The following is a 15,488-nucleotide window of genomic DNA, read 5'->3' as shown; positions in this document are numbered from 1 at the left end:
TTAGTTTACGCGAATGGGGCAAGCCCCACGCGCGCGCCGGTAAAAACAGGGGCGATGATGCGCGCCCGGCGACAGGCGCTGGTTTTAGTTTTCGCGAATGGGGCAAGCCCCACGCGCGCGCCGCAAAAAAACAGGGGCGATGATGCGCGCCCGGCGGCGGCATGGGCGGCATGGATTTCTAATCCACGCCTCTTGCTCAGTATCGAAATAGAAAACCCGGCGGAACCGCCGGGGTTTTTGTCTGCCCTACCGCGTCGTGCCGAGATAACGGAACAGCGTGTCGCGCCACCAGTCGGATTCGACAACCTCAAGCATCGCCACGTTCAGTCGTTTGCGCAGCGGGCTGTCAGCGTGCAGGGCGATGGCGTAGCGCTGCGGCTCCAGCATCAGGTCGGTCACCTCGACGGACGACAGGTGCTGCTGCCGGATTACCCAGGCCAGCAGCGGACGGTCATATACGAATGCATCGATCTTGCCCGCGCGCAGCGCCTTCAGTCCGTCCTGCGGCGAGGGCCACAGCGAATGCACGATGCGCAGCCGCGACAGCCCAATTTCCGACGAGGTGCCGGCGGGCACGCCGACCTTGATCGACGACAGGTCGGACACGGAGTTCACCATGCCGTGCAGCCGCTTCGTCGTCAGCGTCGAGGTGATGCCCGCGGTGAACACCGCAATCGCGATAACGGACGTCACCATCCAGATCATCGCGATGATGCGCCCCGGCAATGTCATAGGCACGATGCCGCCCGCCGCGCGCTGTGTCATCGTGTGCGTGGACCACCACACGCCGGAAGACAGGCCGCGCACCGCGCCGCCGCTAAAGCCGTCATTGGCCTTGCGCTCGAACAGCCAGATCAGGATGCCCGCACCCACCGCGAGGGCGAGCAGGGTCAGCGCCGCCTGCACGAAGCTCCACGATGTCAGCGAGCGGATCACCGGCATCCAGTTCGATATCCGGTCCGCCTGCACGGCGACGCCGGTGCCCGCGTAGAAATAGGATGTGGTGAAATCCATCGTCTGTTCGCGCTCGGCCGTGATGCTGATCGCCGAAATGGCCGCATCGAACTTCCCAGCCTTCACGCCGTCGAGAAGCGCGGGCACCGTCTCGGCATCGACAAAGCGGTAATTCCATTTCAGCCGGCTGGCGAGATGCTGCCACAGCTCGATGCTGATGCCGCTCCAGTGCCCGTTCTCATCCTTCATCGCGAAGGGCGGCGCGACCTTGGTGCCGATGACGAGTTCACCACCCGCGGCAGAGGGCGGCGTCTGGCTCAGGCAAGGTGTCGCGGACAAGATGCCCAGCCCGGCTGGCAGCAGCGCGAGCCACAACAGCGCGACAAACCACCGCCTGAGAATTCCGTCTCGCCATGCAATGTTCAATTTCAATCGATCGCGCCCCAGGAACGATTCGCGCGATGTTAGGGGAACCGCACCAGCCTGCCAATGCGGCCTGCTTGCGAAAATGGCGCACGGCGCGCGACCTCCCCGACGTCACCGCCGCAACATCGCAACAATTTTAATGACCGGCGCTCATGTCAGCGCCTACACAGGAGCAAACTCGCCGCCATCCCGATCAACTTTCGCAGCGCGAAGGATTCAGGGCAGCCATGAATTTCCGCAGGGAACGACATGACTTTTTATTCGTTCGAGTTGGGTGCCCGTCCGGGCGCGAGCACGAGGGGGCGCATGCTCGTTCATATCCAGATTTTGAGATTTCTCGCCGCCTCCGCCGTGGTGGCGTTTCATGTCTGGGGCATCGCGCCGGACCACATCGATGTACCGGCGGACACGCCCTCATTCGGCCTCTGGCATTTCGGGCACGGCGTCGATCTGTTCTTCGTGATCTCCGGCTTCATCATCTACTACGCGACGCATGCCGCCGCAGCGCGCGGCAAGAAACTGACGCCCTCCGCCTTCCTGCGCCGCCGCGTCGAGCGCATCGTGCCGCTCTATGCGTTCGCCATCCTCGCGATGACGACACTTGCGGTTCTTCTCCCCGCCACGTTCGGCACACCGGGCTGGTATAGCCAAAGCCATGTGCTGAAGTCGCTCGCCTTTGTGTCCTTCACTGACGGCCAGATGCCGGTCGTGTTCGTCGGCTGGTCGCTCGAATACGAGATGTTTTTCTATCTCTCGCTCACACTGTTGATGATGCTGACGCAGGATGCATGGCGCGCGGTCGTGGTGACATTCTGCGGCCTGGCGATGATCGGGCAGATTCCCGGCGTCGCTGCTGCGCTCGGCCATTACACCTTCTTCACAGATCCGTTGATTCTCGAATTCATCTTCGGCGTGCTCGCCGGCATCCTGTTCGTGAACGGGATCAGCGGAGAGCGTCACACAGGCGCGATGCTGCTCGCCGCCACCTGCGCCATCGCCGTGCTGCTGGTGACGGACCCGACGAGCCGCGCGCTGGTCTACGGTTTGCCCTCGGCCGCGCTGGTCGCGGGGGCCGCATGGCTGAGCCGGCTGCGCACGCAAGCGTCCCCGCTGGAGCGCGCATGCGAACGGCTCGGCGATGCGTCATACTCGATCTATCTTATTCAGGCGCCGCTGGTGGTGTTCGCCGCGCAAGGCGTCGCCGCGCTGTTTCCGCGGATTCATCCGCACGGATTGGTGGCGCTCGCAAGCGTGCTGGTGATCGCGGCAGGGCTGGCACTCAATATCGCGATCGAGCGGCCCCTGCTCGCTTTGTGCCGCCGCATCGGCCCGCCGCGCGCTGCGCAACATGCGACAGAACCTGTAATTCAATTCGCAAACTCAGCCCGGCGATAGTGTGTGTGGCCAAATGTGAATTTTTGTCCATCATGTCCCGGCATCGCATTCCTGCATGCTCGGTTCATCCTCCAGTCATCGCACATACGGAACAATAGCCAGCGATCGCGGTTAATGTCGCCCTGCGATCATTCATCGGAATTCAACTTGCACAACTAGGGAGATTCAATCGTGAACAAAACCGCCCTCGGATTTGCTGCCGCCCTTGTCCTCGGTTTCGCTGCCTTCGCGGCTCCGGCATCCGCAGCGCCCGTCGCTGTGCCAGCCGCTGGTCTCTCCGACATCGCACATCCCGGCGTCACGAAGGCTTATGTGACGCGTCGTGTCATTCGTCGCGGCCCGCACTGCACCGTCCGCAAGATCGTGCGCCGTGGTCCGTATGGCCGCCGCGTCGTCACCACCAAGCGCGTCTGTTACTGATCGCGGCATCACAAAGAAAAAACGCCACGCATTCCGCGTGGCGTTTTTTATTCTGGCGATAAGCGACGAAATCAATCGTCATCGTCATCGTCGTCGTCACGAGCGCGCTGGCGCGGCGGCTCATAATACCGCTTAACCGCGTGCGCGTTGCGCGTGCGGACGCCCGGCGGATAGAACACCGCGTAACAGGCCGGGCTGAGCCGTGGTCCCGCCTGCTGCAAGCAATTCGCGATGCGATCCGCATTGGGAATATAGCGCCCGCATAATCTGAAGACATCGGGCGTGCAGGCCTGGCGTTCGTCCGCAGTGCCCTGCGCCAAAGCCCACGAGGGCGCGCATATCAGCACCGAGGCAACTGTCCATCCGGCGACACGGCGAGATCCCAGTCCAAAACCCATGGCGTTCTCCCAAATCTTGCGACGTTGAGTGCCCTGCCCGATATCGGCCCAGCTAATCATGCCGCTGGCCGTCATGAAAAGCCCCACTCCATGCAAAGTTCCGCACCGTGCAGAACTGCGGCGCATCGGCTTGGAGATGTCCCTGGCACAACATAAAAGCAGGATTGAAATGGTAACGGCCACGAATGAGCCAGGCTGCGCATACATCCGGCGCTCGCCCGGGGCGGATCTGCGATCCGCCTGTTTTCGTGGCCGTCTCGGCGATGGTGCGGGAGGAGCATCGACATCGCCGTTGGAGTGGAGATAGGGACTCAAACCGGATATTCAAGAGGCCCGACGGCTGCAAGGAACCGCATGGCGAAACAAGGCACAATCTATATTGGAATCGGCGGGTGGACCTTCGCACCCTGGCGCGGCGTGTTCTATCCGGAGAAGCTCGCCCAATCCAAGGAGCTCGGTTACGCCGCCTCCAAACTGACCTCGATCGAAATCAACGGCACCTATTACGGCTCGCAGAAGCCCGCAAGCTTCCGCAAATGGGCCTCGGAAACGCCGAACGGTTTCGTCTTCTCACTCAAGGGCCCACGCTTCGCCACCAACCGCCGCGTGCTTGCGGAAGCCGGCGATTCCATCAAGCGGTTCTACGATTCCGGTGTGCTTGAACTCGGCGACAAGCTCGGCCCGGTGCTGTGGCAATTCATGCCGACAAAACAATTCGACGAGGCCGATTTCGGCGCGTTCCTCGAACTGCTGCCGCGCGACATCGATGGCCGCAAGTTGCGTCATGTGGTCGAGGTTCGCCACGAGAGTTTCCAGAACGAGGCATTCGTCACGTTGCTGAAAAAATTTGCGGTCCCTGTCGTTTACGCCGATCACGCCACCTATCCGGCGATTGCGGACATCACCGGCGATTTCGTCTATGCCCGCCTGCAAACCGGACAGGACAGCGTGAAGACCGCATATCCGCCCAAGCAACTGACGCAATGGGCGGAGCGGCTTCAGACGTGGGCGGATGGCGGCGAACCCGGCGATTTGCCGCGCATCGGCAAGAAGGTTGCGAAGAAAGAGCCGCGCGACGTCTTCAGCTACATCATCCACGGCGGAAAGGTGCACGCGCCTGCCGGAGCGATGGAGTTGATCAGCCGCGTGAGCGGCAAATAAGAAAATCAAAGCCATGGCGAAGAAGAAAATTTTCACCATCGGCTATGAGCAGGCCAGCTCTCGCGCGGTTCTCAATGAACTTGAGCAGGCCGGTGTCAAACTTTTAGTCGATGTCCGCGCCGTGACGTCCTCACGCCGGGCCGGGTTCTCCAAAAACCAGTTGGCCGCGAGCCTCGATGAGCGCGGCATCGGCTACATCCACTTGCGCGGATTGGGCACACCGAAGCAGGGCCGCGAGGCGAGGCGCAAAGGCGATGCCGCGACGATGAAGGCAATATACGACGCACACCTGAAAACGCTGCAAGCGGAAAGGGAAATGGACGAACTTGCTCATCTCGTCAAAACATCAGGTCCGGTGTGCCTGCTCTGTTTTGAGCGCGACCATGCCAACTGCCACCGCCACTTCATCGCCGAGATCATCGAAAAGCGCGATCACGTCACCACGGAAAATCTGGTTGCGCCGCACCTTTAGATTCCGGCATCCGTTCGGTGAACGTTCTCATCTTGCCTCTGGACGGTGGCAGCGCCTACCGGTTTACTGGTCTGCGTATTTTTACGTAGTCATATTCAAAATAGCCCCAGAGTCAGGGCATGCGTTGCGTCCGTGGTCTCACCGTTGCGTGGATTGGCGTAACTTCGGTTCTCGCAGGACCGGTGAAGGCTGGCTCTTTACCCGACGACTGGCTCGCTGCTCCACCTCCCAACAGCCATGATGCGACCATCCTTTATTTCACGGGCGCCGACCTGTGGCACAAGGGAAGCTCTGCTTATGGCGGCGCCGTATGGTCACCCGGCGGGCTGGACAAAGATGGCTTCACGCTGAAGACGCTGCTCGCGGGCGGAGACTATCTCTATCAATCTGCGGGCACGGACATACGGGGCGCCGACGTGGTGGCTTCCTTCCTGCCGGGCTATCGCTTCAAGCGCGGCAATCTCGAAATCAAGATGTACGCCGGTCTCGATATCCAGCATCACTGGACGCTGCCCTCCGACCCATCGAACAGGCTGCGCGGCACACATGCCGGTGCCCGCTTCAATATCGATACGTGGTGGGAGCCCCTCCCCGCCCGGATGATGGTCGCCACCACACTGACCGGCTCGACCATCGGCGGCAATTACGGCATCCGCGCCGCCACCGGATGGCGCATGTTCGAACGCTTCTGGTTCGGCCCTGAGATCGAGACCTCGGGTGACCGTACCTACCGGCAATATCGCGCGGGCGCACATGTCACCTCGCTGCAATTCGGCGGCTTCGAATGGGTCTTCGGCGCGGGTTATATTCACGACAGCGACAGGCGTTCGGGAATGTACGGCCGCTTCAGCCTTCTGACGCGGCGATAAATCTCAGCCGCGCGCGTCGCAGGCCCAGGCCCGGATCACGCATTCCTTACCGCCATAGCCGTAACACTTCTTGCTGGCCGCATTCAGCGCGCTCGAAATCCGCGGCTCCACGGCATAGCCGAACGCTCCGCAGGGATTTTTCATGTCGATGGCGAGGGCCGCGCAGGCGCGCCGCATCGTGATGACGGTGCATTCACCCTTGCATTGCTTGCGGGCAGCGGCGATCGCCGCGTTCTGGTGCTTGTAATCGAAAGCCTGTCCATAGGCACCGCACTTGCCGACAGCGAGCGCGCCTGCCGCATGGGATGGCGCGATAAATGCGCCACAGATCAGGATTGCAGCAAAAAACAATCCGGCAAGATGCCGGATCAAGGTGCAGGTCATATCGCTTCCCCCAAGCGGGAGCGACGTTACCGGGAACCGGTTTCAACTTGGTGAATACAGCCTCACCGCTTCGTCAGCAATCTTTCCAGCACATCGGGGGTGTCGACATCGAGGAAGGCGCTGACACCGGTCGCCGGGACCTCAACGACCATTTCGGCATATTTCTGAATGACATGGCGCGCACCGATGTCGCCTTCGAGCGCCAGCAATTCCTTGAACAATTTACGCGACCACAACACGGGGTTGCCACGGCGGCCATCCGCCACCGGAATGGCGATCAGACCGTCGCGCTCGGGCGCATAAGCCTCGATCAGCCGATCAATCAACCCGCTGCCGACAAGCGGCATGTCGCCAAGGCAGACAATGGCCGCGCCGCTGGAAGCAGGCACCGCGCCAATGCCGGTCTTGAGCGAGGTTGCGAGTCCATCGGCATAATCCGGATTATGCACGAACGTCACGTCGAGGCCCTGCAATGCCTGTTCGACACGCTCGTGCTGATGGCCGGTCACGACCACAACCGATTCCGCACGCGAGGCCAGCGCCTGTTCGGCCGCGATACGCACCAGAGGCTTGCCGCCAATTTCGGCGAGCAGTTTGTTCGGTCCGCCCATCCGGGTCGAGCGGCCTGCGGCGAGAATGACGGCGGTCACATCGGTTTCGATCACGGCCTTCTCCGGTTCGCGAGACTGAGGCCGCGAAATGATTTCCATCAGCAGCCCGCCCACACCCATCGCCGTGATTTCCTCGCGCGTGACCTTGAGGTTGGCGAGAAGCCGCATCAGCACCCAGTCAAAGCCGTTCTCCTTCGGCGAGCGGGCGCAGCCCGGCGCGCCAAGCACCGGCACGTCGCCGATCCGCGCCACCAGAAGCAGATTGCCGGGATCGACCGGCATGCCGAAATGCTCGACCTTACCGCCGGCATTCTCGACCGCCGATGGAATGATGTCGCGGCGATCCGCTATGGCGGACGCGCCGAAAATCAGGACAAGTTCCGAGCCGAGGCTCAGCAGTTCCTCGACCGCCGCCTTCAGCGCGGGCTCGCTGTGCTGGACACGCCGCTCGGCGATGATTGCAGCCCCGGCACGGGCAAGCCGCTCTCTTGTCACCTGCACGGTCTTGTCGATCACCTTGGGCGCGAGGCCGGGCAGCATCGTCGATACCACGCCAACCCGCTTGACCGCGAACGGCATGATCCTGATCTGGCGCTGCTCCGCGGCTTCCACCGCCTTGTCATAGACGCTGTTCGCGATCCCGAAAGGAATGAGTTTCACGGTCGCGATCATCTCGCCTTCGGCCACGGCCTTGAACGCCGGCAGCGTGGCGAAAGTGATCGATTCATCGACACGGTTGAGTTGATCGACGGCATCACGGTCGATCACAAGGATACCGGGATGTGCCGCAAACAGATTGCAGCGGCCGGTAAACGCCTTCTCGACATGAATGCCCTCACCAGCGATCACCCGTGCGATGCCCGCGGCGGCGACATCTTCCGACACATCGCCGTCTTCGAGGCGCGCCACCACGATCTGCTTGATCCCGGCCTGCTCCAGCGCTTCGGCTTCGACAGGCGTAATCAGCGTGCCTTTCTTCAGAACATAGGAACTCTGCCGAATCGCATGAACGGCGACACCACCGATGGCTTCCTTGGGCGAAACAGGTCCGAATTTCATGCTGGAACACTCACACGTGCGGTATTGATACTGGAGGCTGGCAAACGCAAGGCGGAGGTGATCTGCGCCATCACCGCCACGGCAATCTCGGCCGGCGAGACCGCCCCGATATCCATGCCGATCGGCGAGCGGATGCGGGACAGTGAATTATCGGTCTCCCCCGCCGCCTTCAGGCGGTCGAGCCGCCTGATGTGGGTTTTGCGGGAGCCCAGCGCGCCGATATAGAAACAATCCCGCTCGAGCGCATGCAACAGCGCGAAATCGTCGATCTTGGGATCGTGCGTCACAGCCGCCATCGCGGTGTACCTGTCGATGTTCATCGGCGGCAGCACCGTCTCCGGCCAATCCGCGATCAGGCGCACATCGGGGAAACGCTCGGACGAAGCAAACGCGGTGCGGGGATCGATCACGCAGACATCGTAGCCGAGAGATTGCGCCAGCGGCGCGAGAGTCTGGCTGATGTGAACGGCGCCGATGATGACGAGGCGCGCCGCCGGCGCGTAGATGTTCAGGAACAGATTGTCGCCATCGACATGGATCAGCTCGCTGCGGCCCATGCGCAGATGCTTGTCGAGTTCGGCGTGCAGGGGATCGTTCGCGACATCGGCCGCCTTGACGAGCCGCTGCTCTCCGGTCGCGATATTCGTGACCACGACGACAGGACGGCGCGCCAGCCGCTCGGCATTCAATTGCACCAGTGTGTCCTGCTTCACGACCGGCCTTTCGCTTCGATCTTCTCGACGAACACACGAATGGTCCCGCCGCACGACAAGCCGACCTTCCATGCCGTCTCGTCGGCCACGCCGAATTCAAGCAGCTTCGCCGTACCGCTCTCGATCACGTCGAGCGCCTCGGTAATCACCGCGCCCTCGACGCAGCCGCCCGACACCGAGCCCAGAAATGCGCCATCGTCCTTGATGACGAGACTCGAGCCCGCCGGACGAGGCGCCGATCCCCAGGTCTGCACCACGGTTGCCAGTGCGGCGCCATGGCCGGCGCCAACCCATCCTTCCGCTGCCTGTAACAGATCCTCATCTCGATCCAACATGATCCGCCTTGCATAAACTCTGGAATATTCCTGTATAAAATGCCGTAAGGACCGACCCGGATTTCGACCGTTAACGCGACCCGATTATACATGCCTTCAGCAGGATTTGGCACCTTCCTCTACGCTCATTTGGCCTGCGCGGTTTGTCCTGTAAAATAAGGCTGGAATACCATTATGCCAATGATCGACGCCGATGGCTGCCTGCTGAATGTTTCCGTCGAAGGCCGGGACGGCGGCCCCACGCTGATGCTCTCCAACCCGCTCGGGACGACGCTACAGGTCTGGGAACCGCAGATGGCGGCTCTGACCCGGTTCTTTCGCGTCATCCGCTATGACCGGCGCGGCCACGGCAAATCGGGTACCCCTCCCGGCCCCTACAGCGTCGCGGATTTTGGCCGGGACGCTCTGGCGATCCTCGACGACCTGAACATCGCACGCACGCATTGGTGTGGCCTCTCGATCGGCGGCGCGGTCGGACAGTGGCTCGCGGCGAACGCACCGGAGCGGATCGATCGCCTCGTGCTCGCCGACACCACCTGCCACGTTGCCGATCCCGCGCCGTGGCTGGCCCGCATCAAGACCGTGACCGAAAAAGGGCTCGATGTGATCGCCGACGAGACCATGGCAAGATGGTTCACCGAGGAATTTCGCGAGCGTGAACCGCAGACGGTCAGCCGGATCCGCGCGATGCTGACCTCCAATCCGGTTGCCGGTTACACGGCAAGCTGCGGGGCCCTGATGGGACTCGATTTGCGGGAAGCCCTGCCGCGCATCAAGGCGCAGACGCTGGTCATCGCCGGGCGTTACGACACATCATCGCCGTTGCAAATGGCCGCCACGATCCGCGCGGGCATTCCGGGCGCGAGTCTCACGATCCTCGAGGCCGCGCACTTGTCCAATGTTGAAGCACCTTACGGCTTCAACGAAGCCCTGACCGGATTTCTCACACAGCGTTAGAGGACGAGATCACGCTCGACGGCGGACGGCCGGCATACGGCACATCGGCGCTTGCGCGCTCATGCACGCCACCCTCGACCAGCAGGACGATGCCTGCGGCAAGCAGCATCAAAAGCTCGGTGGCATGGAGCCGAATTGCGGCAGCTTCGCCGACATAAGACGCCGCGAGCATGCTGCCGAAGCTGATGAGACTGCCGAGCGTCAGCGCGAAGGCCAGCGCCTCCTCCGCGCCGTGCTTGCGCGACAGCGCTTCGCGAATGACGAAAAACAGGAAGGCGAGAAAAAACGCAGCCACCAGAAATTTCGACAGCGCGAACAGCCACGCGAAGCGGACGAGCCCAAGCGCCGACCACGACAGATGGTCGCTCACGAACATCGCGGGCGCGATATTGGCGGGTTCATACATCCCGCGAACCGGCGACATCACGACCTTGAAGGCGGAGATCGTCCATGTCGGAATGAAATAGCACGCCAGCATCACACCGTTGAAAATGCCGAGCCGCCATTCCTTCATCGTCCCGCTCCTTCCGCGCTGAAAAGGCGCATCCTCGCGGAGTGCCACGCGAGCCCGGGAGCGACAATCTAAACCGTCTGTTTACGTTAACAGGCTAGGCCAATGGCCCATTCCAAGCAGAAAACCCCGCCAAAAGCGGGGTTTTCCTCAAGTTTTTCAATGAACTTGTCCACAGGCTGCTAGTGGCCGCCCTTTTGGCTGCCCGGCTTGCCCTGCTGCTGTTGCTGCTGGCCGGGCTTCTGTCCGCCGCCCTGCTGTTGCTGACCGGGCTTCTGGTTCTGCTGTGACTGCTGGTTCTGGTTCGACATTGGTTCATGTCTCCTGTTGAACGCCCCTTCCAACATCGCCCCACGAACCACGTTCCGCAGAAATTCCGGTTTCCTTTCAGTATCCCGTGATCCGGCCGGTTCCTTCCACCGATCAGGCCGCAACCGTCCGCCGCAGTTGCCGCACCCGGTTCCCGCTGATAAAAATTGTCCCATTCCAACGTCTTGGCTGCCGGAGCCGGAGACGCCCAACCAACGCCACGCGGCAGCCGATGGATTATTTCGCACAGCAGCTCATCAACGGACTGGTGCTCGGCTCCATCTACGGGCTGATCGCGATCGGCTACACGATGGTCTACGGCATCGTCGGCATGATCAATTTCGCCCATGGCGACATCTTCATGATCGGCGGCTTCATCGCCCTGATTTCATTCCTCGTGCTGGTGTCGCTCGGCATCACCGCCGTGCCTGTCGTGCTGCTGCTGGTCGTTCTCGTCGCGATGGCGACCACCGCACTGTATGGCTGGACGGTCGAGCGCATCGCTTACCGGCCGTTGCGTCATTCCTTCCGCCTCGCCCCGATGCTGTCGGCGATCGGCATGTCGTTCGTGCTGTCGAACTTCTCGCAGGTCGCACAAGGCGCCCGCGTGAAGCCCGTGCCGCCGATCATTACCGGCGGCTATACGCTGTTCGAGCAGGACGGCTTTGTCGTCCGCCTGTCCAACATCCAGATCATCGTGGTCGTGACCACCGTGGTGCTGCTCGCGATCTTCTCGTGGATGGTCACGCGCACCCGGCTTGGGCGCGACATGCGCGCCTGCGAACAGGACCAGACCATGGCCGCGCTGCTCGGCGTCGATGTCGATCGCACGATCTCGATGACGTTCGTGATCGGCGCGGCGCTCGCCGCCGTCGCGGGCATGATGTACCTGCTCTATTACGGCGTTGTCGATTTCTACATGGGCTTCGTCGCGGGCATCAAAGCCTTCACCGCCGCCGTGCTTGGCGGCATCGGCTCGCTGCCCGGCGCCATGCTCGGCGGCCTCGCCATCGGCCTCATCGAGACGCTCTGGTCCGCCTACTTCTCCTCCGAATACAAGGACGTCGCCGCCTTCTCGATCCTGATCGTCGTTCTCATCTTCCTGCCGACCGGCCTGCTCGGTCGTCCCGAAGTCGAAAAAGTCTGAGCACGGGCGTGACGGATCAGACATCCTCCACCCCAAAACCGAAACGCGCTCCGCAGATGGGCGCCGCCTTCATCCTGAAGAAGTCGCTGCTCAGCGCGCTCATAGCGCTGGTGCTGTTCTCGCTCATGATCGGCATCCGCACCGAGGCGGGACCGACCGGGCAATTGATCTACTGGACACGCTTTGGCGATCTCGCGATCATGGTCGTCCTGGTTTTCGCGGGCAGTATTCTCACCGAACTGTTCCGGCAATGGTGGGCCAAGCGGGATCATGCACCCATCCTGCCCGAGAGCGCGAGGCGCGGACTGTCTACGCTCGGCCGCCTCGCGGTGCCGGCGCTGCTGATATTCGCCTTCCTCGTGCCGGTGATCTTCTACAATCAGCGCTACATGCTCGATCTCGGCATTCTCGTGCTGACCTATGTGATGCTCGGCTGGGGGTTGAACATCGTGGTCGGCCTCGCCGGGCTGCTCGATCTCGGCTACGTCGCCTTCTACGCGGTCGGCGCCTATTCCTATGCGCTGCTGTCCACCACCTTCGGACTGTCGTTCTGGACCTGCCTGCCGCTCGCCGGAATCCTCGCCGCGTTCTGGGGCATGCTGCTCGGCTTCCCGGTGCTGCGGCTGCGCGGCGACTATCTCGCCATCGTCACGCTCGCGTTCGGCGAAATCATCCGCCTCGTGCTGCTGAACTGGCAGCACGTCACAGGCGGGCCGAACGGCATCTCCGGCATCCCTCGCCCGAGCCTGTTCGGTATTCCGCTCACGCCGGGACCGAACGGCCTCGCCGCTCATCTTGGCATTCCCTTCTCTCCGACACACCGGCTGGTGCTGCTGTTCTACATCATCCTCGCGCTGGCGCTTTTGACCAATTGGGTCACGCTGCGCCTGCGCCGCCTGCCGATCGGCCGCGCATGGGAAGCCCTGCGCGAGGACGAGATCGCCTGCCGCGCGCTCGGCATCAACACCACCACGACGAAGCTCACCGCGTTCGCCATCGGCGCGATGTTCGGCGGATTCGCGGGCGCGTTCTTCGCCACGCGCCAGGGCTTCATCAGCCCTGAATCGTTCTCGTTCCAGGAATCGGCGCTGGTGCTGGCCATCGTCGTGCTGGGCGGCATGGGCTCGCAGCTCGGCGTGGTGCTCTCCTCGCTCGCACTGATCGGCGGATTTGAACTGTTCCGTGGCTTCGAGCAATTCCGCATGCTGGCGTTCGGCGGCGCGATGGTGCTCTTGATGATCTGGCGGCCGCGTGGCCTGATCTCCCACCGCGAGCCTTCCCTGTTTCTCGCGACGCGCACGAAAGTCTCATCCGACCTCGTCAAGGAGGGCCGATGAGCGCACCGGACCCCATCCTCGACGTCCAGCATCTGTCGATGCGCTTCGGCGGCATCATGGCCGTCAACGATCTGTCGTTTGAAGCGAAACGCGGAGACATCACCGCACTGATCGGCCCCAATGGCGCGGGCAAGACCACGGTGTTCAACTGCATCACCGGATTTTACAAACCGACCACGGGCATGCTGCGTTTGACCCATGAAAATGGCCGCGCATTCCTGTTGGAACGGCTGCTCGATTATCGCGTCTCGAAAATCGCAAAGGTCGCGCGCACATTCCAGAACATCCGCCTGTTCTCGGGCATGACGGCGCTCGAGAATCTGATGGTCGCGCAGCACAACCGCCTGATGCGGGCATCCGGCATGAGCTTTCTCGGCCTCATCGGCGCGCCCACTTTTCATACAGCTGAACGGCATGCCGTTGAGCGAGCGCGCCACTGGCTCGACCGCATCGGCCTCACTGGCCGCGCCGACGATGCCGCCGGAAATCTTCCCTATGGCGACCAGCGCAGGCTGGAAATCGCGCGCGCGATGTGCGCGGAGCCGGCGCTCCTTTGCCTCGACGAGCCCGCCGCAGGACTGAATGCGCGCGAGGGCGAGGCTCTCAGTGAATTGCTCCTCTCGATCCGCAAGGATCATGGCACATCTATCCTGCTGATCGAACACGACATGTCTGTGGTGATGGAGATCGCCGACCGCATCGTCGTGCTGGACTACGGCGTCAAAATCGCCGAGGGCACGCCGCGCGAGATTCGCGACGATCCCAAGGTCATCGCGGCCTATCTCGGCGCGGATGAGAAAACCGCCATCGAAGTGATGGAGCAGGACGCATGAGCGATTCCCTGCTCGAAATCCGTGGCCTGCGCGCCGCTTACGGCAATATCGAAGCCTTGAAGGGTATCGATATCGACGTGAAGCGTGGCGAGATCGTCGCGCTGATCGGCGCCAACGGTGCGGGCAAGTCCACCTTGATGATGACGATCTTCGGCCGCCCGCGCGCACGTTCCGGCGAAATCCTGTTCGACGGCGATGACATCACCCATACGCCGACGCACCATCTCGCGCGGCTGCGCATCGCGCAATCGCCGGAAGGGCGGCGGATCTTCCTGCGCATGAGCGTTGCCGAAAACCTGCGGATGGGCGCGGATGCCGCCGAAGCCAGCGAAAGCGAACGCGCCGCTGATCTTGAGCGTGTCCTCACTTTATTTCCGCGCCTCAAGGAGCGGCTGACGCAACGCGGCGGCACGCTGTCGGGCGGCGAGCAACAGATGCTCGCGATCGGCCGCGCGCTGATGAGTCGTCCGCGCCTTCTGATGCTTGACGAGCCTTCGCTCGGCCTCGCGCCCCTCATCACGCGCCAGATATTCGACGCCATCCGCACGCTGAACCAGACGGACGGACTCACGGTGCTGATCGTCGAGCAGAACGCCAACCATGCGCTGAAGCTCGCCCATCGCGGCTATGTCATGGTCAACGGCCTCATCACCATGTCAGGCGATGCGCGCGAATTGCTGGAACGTCCGGAAATTCGCGCGGCCTATCTCGAAGGCGGGCGGCACTGATGCACGATCTTTACGCCAACGAGGCCTGGTGGCAGTCGGTCATCCTCACCCTCATTCTCGGTGGTGGCGGCGCGTGGCTCGCCGGAAGCGCTATCGCCCGGACATGGCGCGGCATCCATGTCGCGGTGCTGGCCGCGATTCCGATGGCAATGGCCGTGCGCTTCGTGCACTTCGCACTGTTCGAGGAAACACTGTTTGCGGTCCTGCCCTGGATTGCTGAAACGGCGGTCATGCTCGCCGTGATCTGCCTCGCGTTCCAGTACACCCGTGCCCGGCAGATGGTGCGGCAATATTACTGGCTTTACGAAGCCAGCGGCCCGCTGGGCTGGAAGCTGCGACAAGATGCACCGCAGCATGGTCCGTCGCATTAAAGTCGTATTAAAACTGCCTGCAACCGCCCCTCCGGCCAACTTTCATGGATGACTCGGCGGTCAATTCGTTCGACTATACACTTCCATTTCATTTCTGA

19 protein-coding genes are annotated in these 15,488 nt (G+C 62.2%); 11 read left to right on the top strand and 8 right to left on the bottom strand.

Annotation, left to right across the window (positions count from 1 at the left end; all coding sequences use genetic code 11):
* Nucleotides 1–246 precede the first annotated feature (246 nt).
* Complete coding sequence (locus tag AFIC_RS06185; RefSeq protein ID WP_275248269.1) at nucleotides 247–1,386, bottom strand: transporter substrate-binding domain-containing protein; 1,140 nt, start codon at nucleotides 1,384–1,386, stop codon at nucleotides 247–249.
* A 300-nt stretch (nucleotides 1,387–1,686) separates the two neighbouring features.
* Between AFIC_RS06185 and AFIC_RS06180 the strand changes: the two genes are divergently transcribed.
* Both AFIC_RS06180 and AFIC_RS06175 read left to right on the top strand, forming a co-directional pair.
* Complete coding sequence (locus AFIC_RS06180; RefSeq protein ID WP_275248268.1) at nucleotides 1,687–2,775, top strand: acyltransferase family protein; 1,089 nt, start codon at nucleotides 1,687–1,689, stop codon at nucleotides 2,773–2,775.
* Between the two features lie 171 nt (nucleotides 2,776–2,946).
* Nucleotides 2,947–3,195 carry a hypothetical protein gene (locus AFIC_RS06175; RefSeq protein WP_275248267.1) on the top strand — a complete coding sequence of 83 codons (249 nt, stop codon included), beginning with the start codon at nucleotides 2,947–2,949 and terminating at the stop codon, nucleotides 3,193–3,195.
* Between the two features lie 71 nt (nucleotides 3,196–3,266).
* Here the strand turns inward: AFIC_RS06175 and AFIC_RS06170 are convergent, their stop codons facing one another.
* Nucleotides 3,267–3,668 carry a hypothetical protein gene (locus AFIC_RS06170; RefSeq protein WP_420833370.1) on the bottom strand — a complete coding sequence of 134 codons (402 nt, stop codon included), beginning with the start codon at nucleotides 3,666–3,668 and terminating at the stop codon, nucleotides 3,267–3,269.
* 279 nt (nucleotides 3,669–3,947) lie between these two features.
* Here AFIC_RS06170 and AFIC_RS06165 point away from each other — a divergent pair, with 279 nt between their 5' ends.
* From AFIC_RS06165 to bcsS, 3 genes are all read left to right on the top strand, one after another.
* On the top strand, nucleotides 3,948–4,754 hold the full coding sequence (locus AFIC_RS06165; RefSeq protein ID WP_275248266.1) for a DUF72 domain-containing protein: 807 nt from the start codon (nucleotides 3,948–3,950) through the stop codon (nucleotides 4,752–4,754).
* 13 nt (nucleotides 4,755–4,767) lie between these two features.
* The gene (locus tag AFIC_RS06160) at nucleotides 4,768–5,226 is read left to right on the top strand and encodes a DUF488 domain-containing protein (protein WP_275248265.1); all 459 of its coding nucleotides are present in this window, start codon (nucleotides 4,768–4,770) and stop codon (nucleotides 5,224–5,226) included.
* A 119-nt stretch (nucleotides 5,227–5,345) separates the two neighbouring features.
* Entirely contained in the window at nucleotides 5,346–6,095 is a 750-nt protein-coding gene (gene bcsS / locus AFIC_RS06155; RefSeq protein ID WP_275248264.1) for a cellulose biosynthesis protein BcsS, read from the top strand.
* Nucleotides 6,096–6,098: 3 nt separating this feature from the next.
* Here the strand turns inward: bcsS and AFIC_RS06150 are convergent, their stop codons facing one another.
* The 4 genes from AFIC_RS06150 to AFIC_RS06135 form a co-directional block, all read right to left on the bottom strand.
* Entirely contained in the window at nucleotides 6,099–6,479 is a 381-nt protein-coding gene (locus tag AFIC_RS06150; protein WP_275248263.1) for a DUF4189 domain-containing protein, read from the bottom strand.
* Between the two features lie 62 nt (nucleotides 6,480–6,541).
* Nucleotides 6,542–8,149, bottom strand: coding sequence for a molybdopterin-binding/glycosyltransferase family 2 protein (locus AFIC_RS06145; RefSeq protein ID WP_275248262.1), 1,608 nt, complete (start codon nucleotides 8,147–8,149; stop codon nucleotides 6,542–6,544).
* Complete coding sequence (locus AFIC_RS06140; protein ID WP_275248261.1) at nucleotides 8,146–8,862, bottom strand: XdhC family protein; 717 nt, start codon at nucleotides 8,860–8,862, stop codon at nucleotides 8,146–8,148. Before AFIC_RS06140 ends, AFIC_RS06145 begins: the two co-directional genes overlap by 4 nt.
* Nucleotides 8,859–9,197: an XdhC family protein gene (locus AFIC_RS06135; RefSeq protein WP_275248260.1), complete on the bottom strand. Its 339-nt coding sequence runs from the start codon at nucleotides 9,195–9,197 to the stop codon at nucleotides 8,859–8,861. Before AFIC_RS06135 ends, AFIC_RS06140 begins: the two co-directional genes overlap by 4 nt.
* Nucleotides 9,198–9,371: 174 nt before the next feature.
* On the opposite strand from AFIC_RS06135, the gene pcaD reads away from it, so the two are divergent.
* A complete protein-coding gene (gene pcaD, locus AFIC_RS06130) occupies nucleotides 9,372–10,154 on the top strand; it encodes a 3-oxoadipate enol-lactonase (protein WP_275248259.1) in 783 nt (260 codons plus the stop codon).
* On the opposite strand, the gene AFIC_RS06125 is transcribed toward pcaD, so the two are convergent.
* A complete protein-coding gene (locus AFIC_RS06125; protein ID WP_275248258.1) occupies nucleotides 10,141–10,668 on the bottom strand; it encodes a hypothetical protein in 528 nt (175 codons plus the stop codon). The two genes, pcaD and AFIC_RS06125, sit on opposite strands and share 14 nt — an antisense overlap.
* A 179-nt stretch (nucleotides 10,669–10,847) precedes the next feature.
* Nucleotides 10,848–10,976: a hypothetical protein gene (locus tag AFIC_RS06120; protein ID WP_275248257.1), complete on the bottom strand. Its 129-nt coding sequence runs from the start codon at nucleotides 10,974–10,976 to the stop codon at nucleotides 10,848–10,850.
* Between the two features lie 230 nt (nucleotides 10,977–11,206).
* Between AFIC_RS06120 and AFIC_RS06115 the strand changes: the two genes are divergently transcribed.
* The 5 genes from AFIC_RS06115 to AFIC_RS06095 are packed head-to-tail and all read left to right on the top strand — an operon-like array spanning nucleotide 11,207 to nucleotide 15,390.
* On the top strand, nucleotides 11,207–12,121 hold the full coding sequence (locus AFIC_RS06115) for an ABC transporter permease subunit (protein ID WP_048755774.1): 915 nt from the start codon (nucleotides 11,207–11,209) through the stop codon (nucleotides 12,119–12,121).
* 56 nt (nucleotides 12,122–12,177) lie between these two features.
* Nucleotides 12,178–13,458, top strand: coding sequence for a high-affinity branched-chain amino acid ABC transporter permease LivM (gene livM / locus AFIC_RS06110; RefSeq protein WP_275248655.1), 1,281 nt, complete (start codon nucleotides 12,178–12,180; stop codon nucleotides 13,456–13,458).
* Nucleotides 13,455–14,291, top strand: coding sequence for an ABC transporter ATP-binding protein (locus AFIC_RS06105; RefSeq protein ID WP_275248256.1), 837 nt, complete (start codon nucleotides 13,455–13,457; stop codon nucleotides 14,289–14,291). Before livM ends, AFIC_RS06105 begins: the two co-directional genes overlap by 4 nt.
* Complete coding sequence (locus AFIC_RS06100; protein ID WP_275248255.1) at nucleotides 14,288–15,019, top strand: ABC transporter ATP-binding protein; 732 nt, start codon at nucleotides 14,288–14,290, stop codon at nucleotides 15,017–15,019. The genes AFIC_RS06105 and AFIC_RS06100 overlap by 4 nt, the downstream gene beginning before the upstream one ends.
* Nucleotides 15,019–15,390: a DUF6867 family protein gene (locus tag AFIC_RS06095; protein ID WP_275248254.1), complete on the top strand. Its 372-nt coding sequence runs from the start codon at nucleotides 15,019–15,021 to the stop codon at nucleotides 15,388–15,390. The genes AFIC_RS06100 and AFIC_RS06095 overlap by 1 nt, the downstream gene beginning before the upstream one ends.
* Nucleotides 15,391–15,488 lie beyond the last annotated feature (98 nt).

The sequence above is a fragment of the [Pseudomonas] carboxydohydrogena genome (assembly GCF_029030725.1).
Classification (GTDB): domain Bacteria; phylum Pseudomonadota; class Alphaproteobacteria; order Rhizobiales; family Xanthobacteraceae; genus Afipia; species Afipia carboxydohydrogena.
This window is presented reverse-complemented; position numbering and strand designations above follow the sequence as displayed.

Bases quoted from the DNA above. Each gene is read 5' to 3' on its own strand.
- AFIC_RS06170 (WP_420833370.1), bottom strand. From the start codon at position 3,668: ATGACGGCCAGCGGCATGATTAGCTGGGCCGATATCGGGCAGGGCACT.
- AFIC_RS06180 (WP_275248268.1), top strand. From the start codon at position 1,687: ATGCTCGTTCATATCCAGATTTTGAGATTTCTCGCCGCCTCCGCCGTG.
- AFIC_RS06150 (WP_275248263.1), bottom strand. From the start codon at position 6,479: ATGACCTGCACCTTGATCCGGCATCTTGCCGGATTGTTTTTTGCTGCA.
- AFIC_RS06125 (WP_275248258.1), bottom strand. From the start codon at position 10,668: ATGAAGGAATGGCGGCTCGGCATTTTCAACGGTGTGATGCTGGCGTGC.
- pcaD (WP_275248259.1), top strand. From the start codon at position 9,372: ATGCCAATGATCGACGCCGATGGCTGCCTGCTGAATGTTTCCGTCGAA.
- AFIC_RS06095 (WP_275248254.1), top strand. From the start codon at position 15,019: ATGCACGATCTTTACGCCAACGAGGCCTGGTGGCAGTCGGTCATCCTC.
- AFIC_RS06115 (WP_048755774.1), top strand. From the start codon at position 11,207: ATGGATTATTTCGCACAGCAGCTCATCAACGGACTGGTGCTCGGCTCC.
- AFIC_RS06135 (WP_275248260.1), bottom strand. From the start codon at position 9,197: ATGTTGGATCGAGATGAGGATCTGTTACAGGCAGCGGAAGGATGGGTT.
- livM (WP_275248655.1), top strand. From the start codon at position 12,178: ATGGGCGCCGCCTTCATCCTGAAGAAGTCGCTGCTCAGCGCGCTCATA.
- AFIC_RS06145 (WP_275248262.1), bottom strand. From the start codon at position 8,149: ATGAAATTCGGACCTGTTTCGCCCAAGGAAGCCATCGGTGGTGTCGCC.
- AFIC_RS06100 (WP_275248255.1), top strand. From the start codon at position 14,288: ATGAGCGATTCCCTGCTCGAAATCCGTGGCCTGCGCGCCGCTTACGGC.
- AFIC_RS06165 (WP_275248266.1), top strand. From the start codon at position 3,948: ATGGCGAAACAAGGCACAATCTATATTGGAATCGGCGGGTGGACCTTC.
- AFIC_RS06105 (WP_275248256.1), top strand. From the start codon at position 13,455: ATGAGCGCACCGGACCCCATCCTCGACGTCCAGCATCTGTCGATGCGC.
- AFIC_RS06160 (WP_275248265.1), top strand. From the start codon at position 4,768: ATGGCGAAGAAGAAAATTTTCACCATCGGCTATGAGCAGGCCAGCTCT.
- bcsS (WP_275248264.1), top strand. From the start codon at position 5,346: ATGCGTTGCGTCCGTGGTCTCACCGTTGCGTGGATTGGCGTAACTTCG.
- AFIC_RS06120 (WP_275248257.1), bottom strand. From the start codon at position 10,976: ATGTCGAACCAGAACCAGCAGTCACAGCAGAACCAGAAGCCCGGTCAG.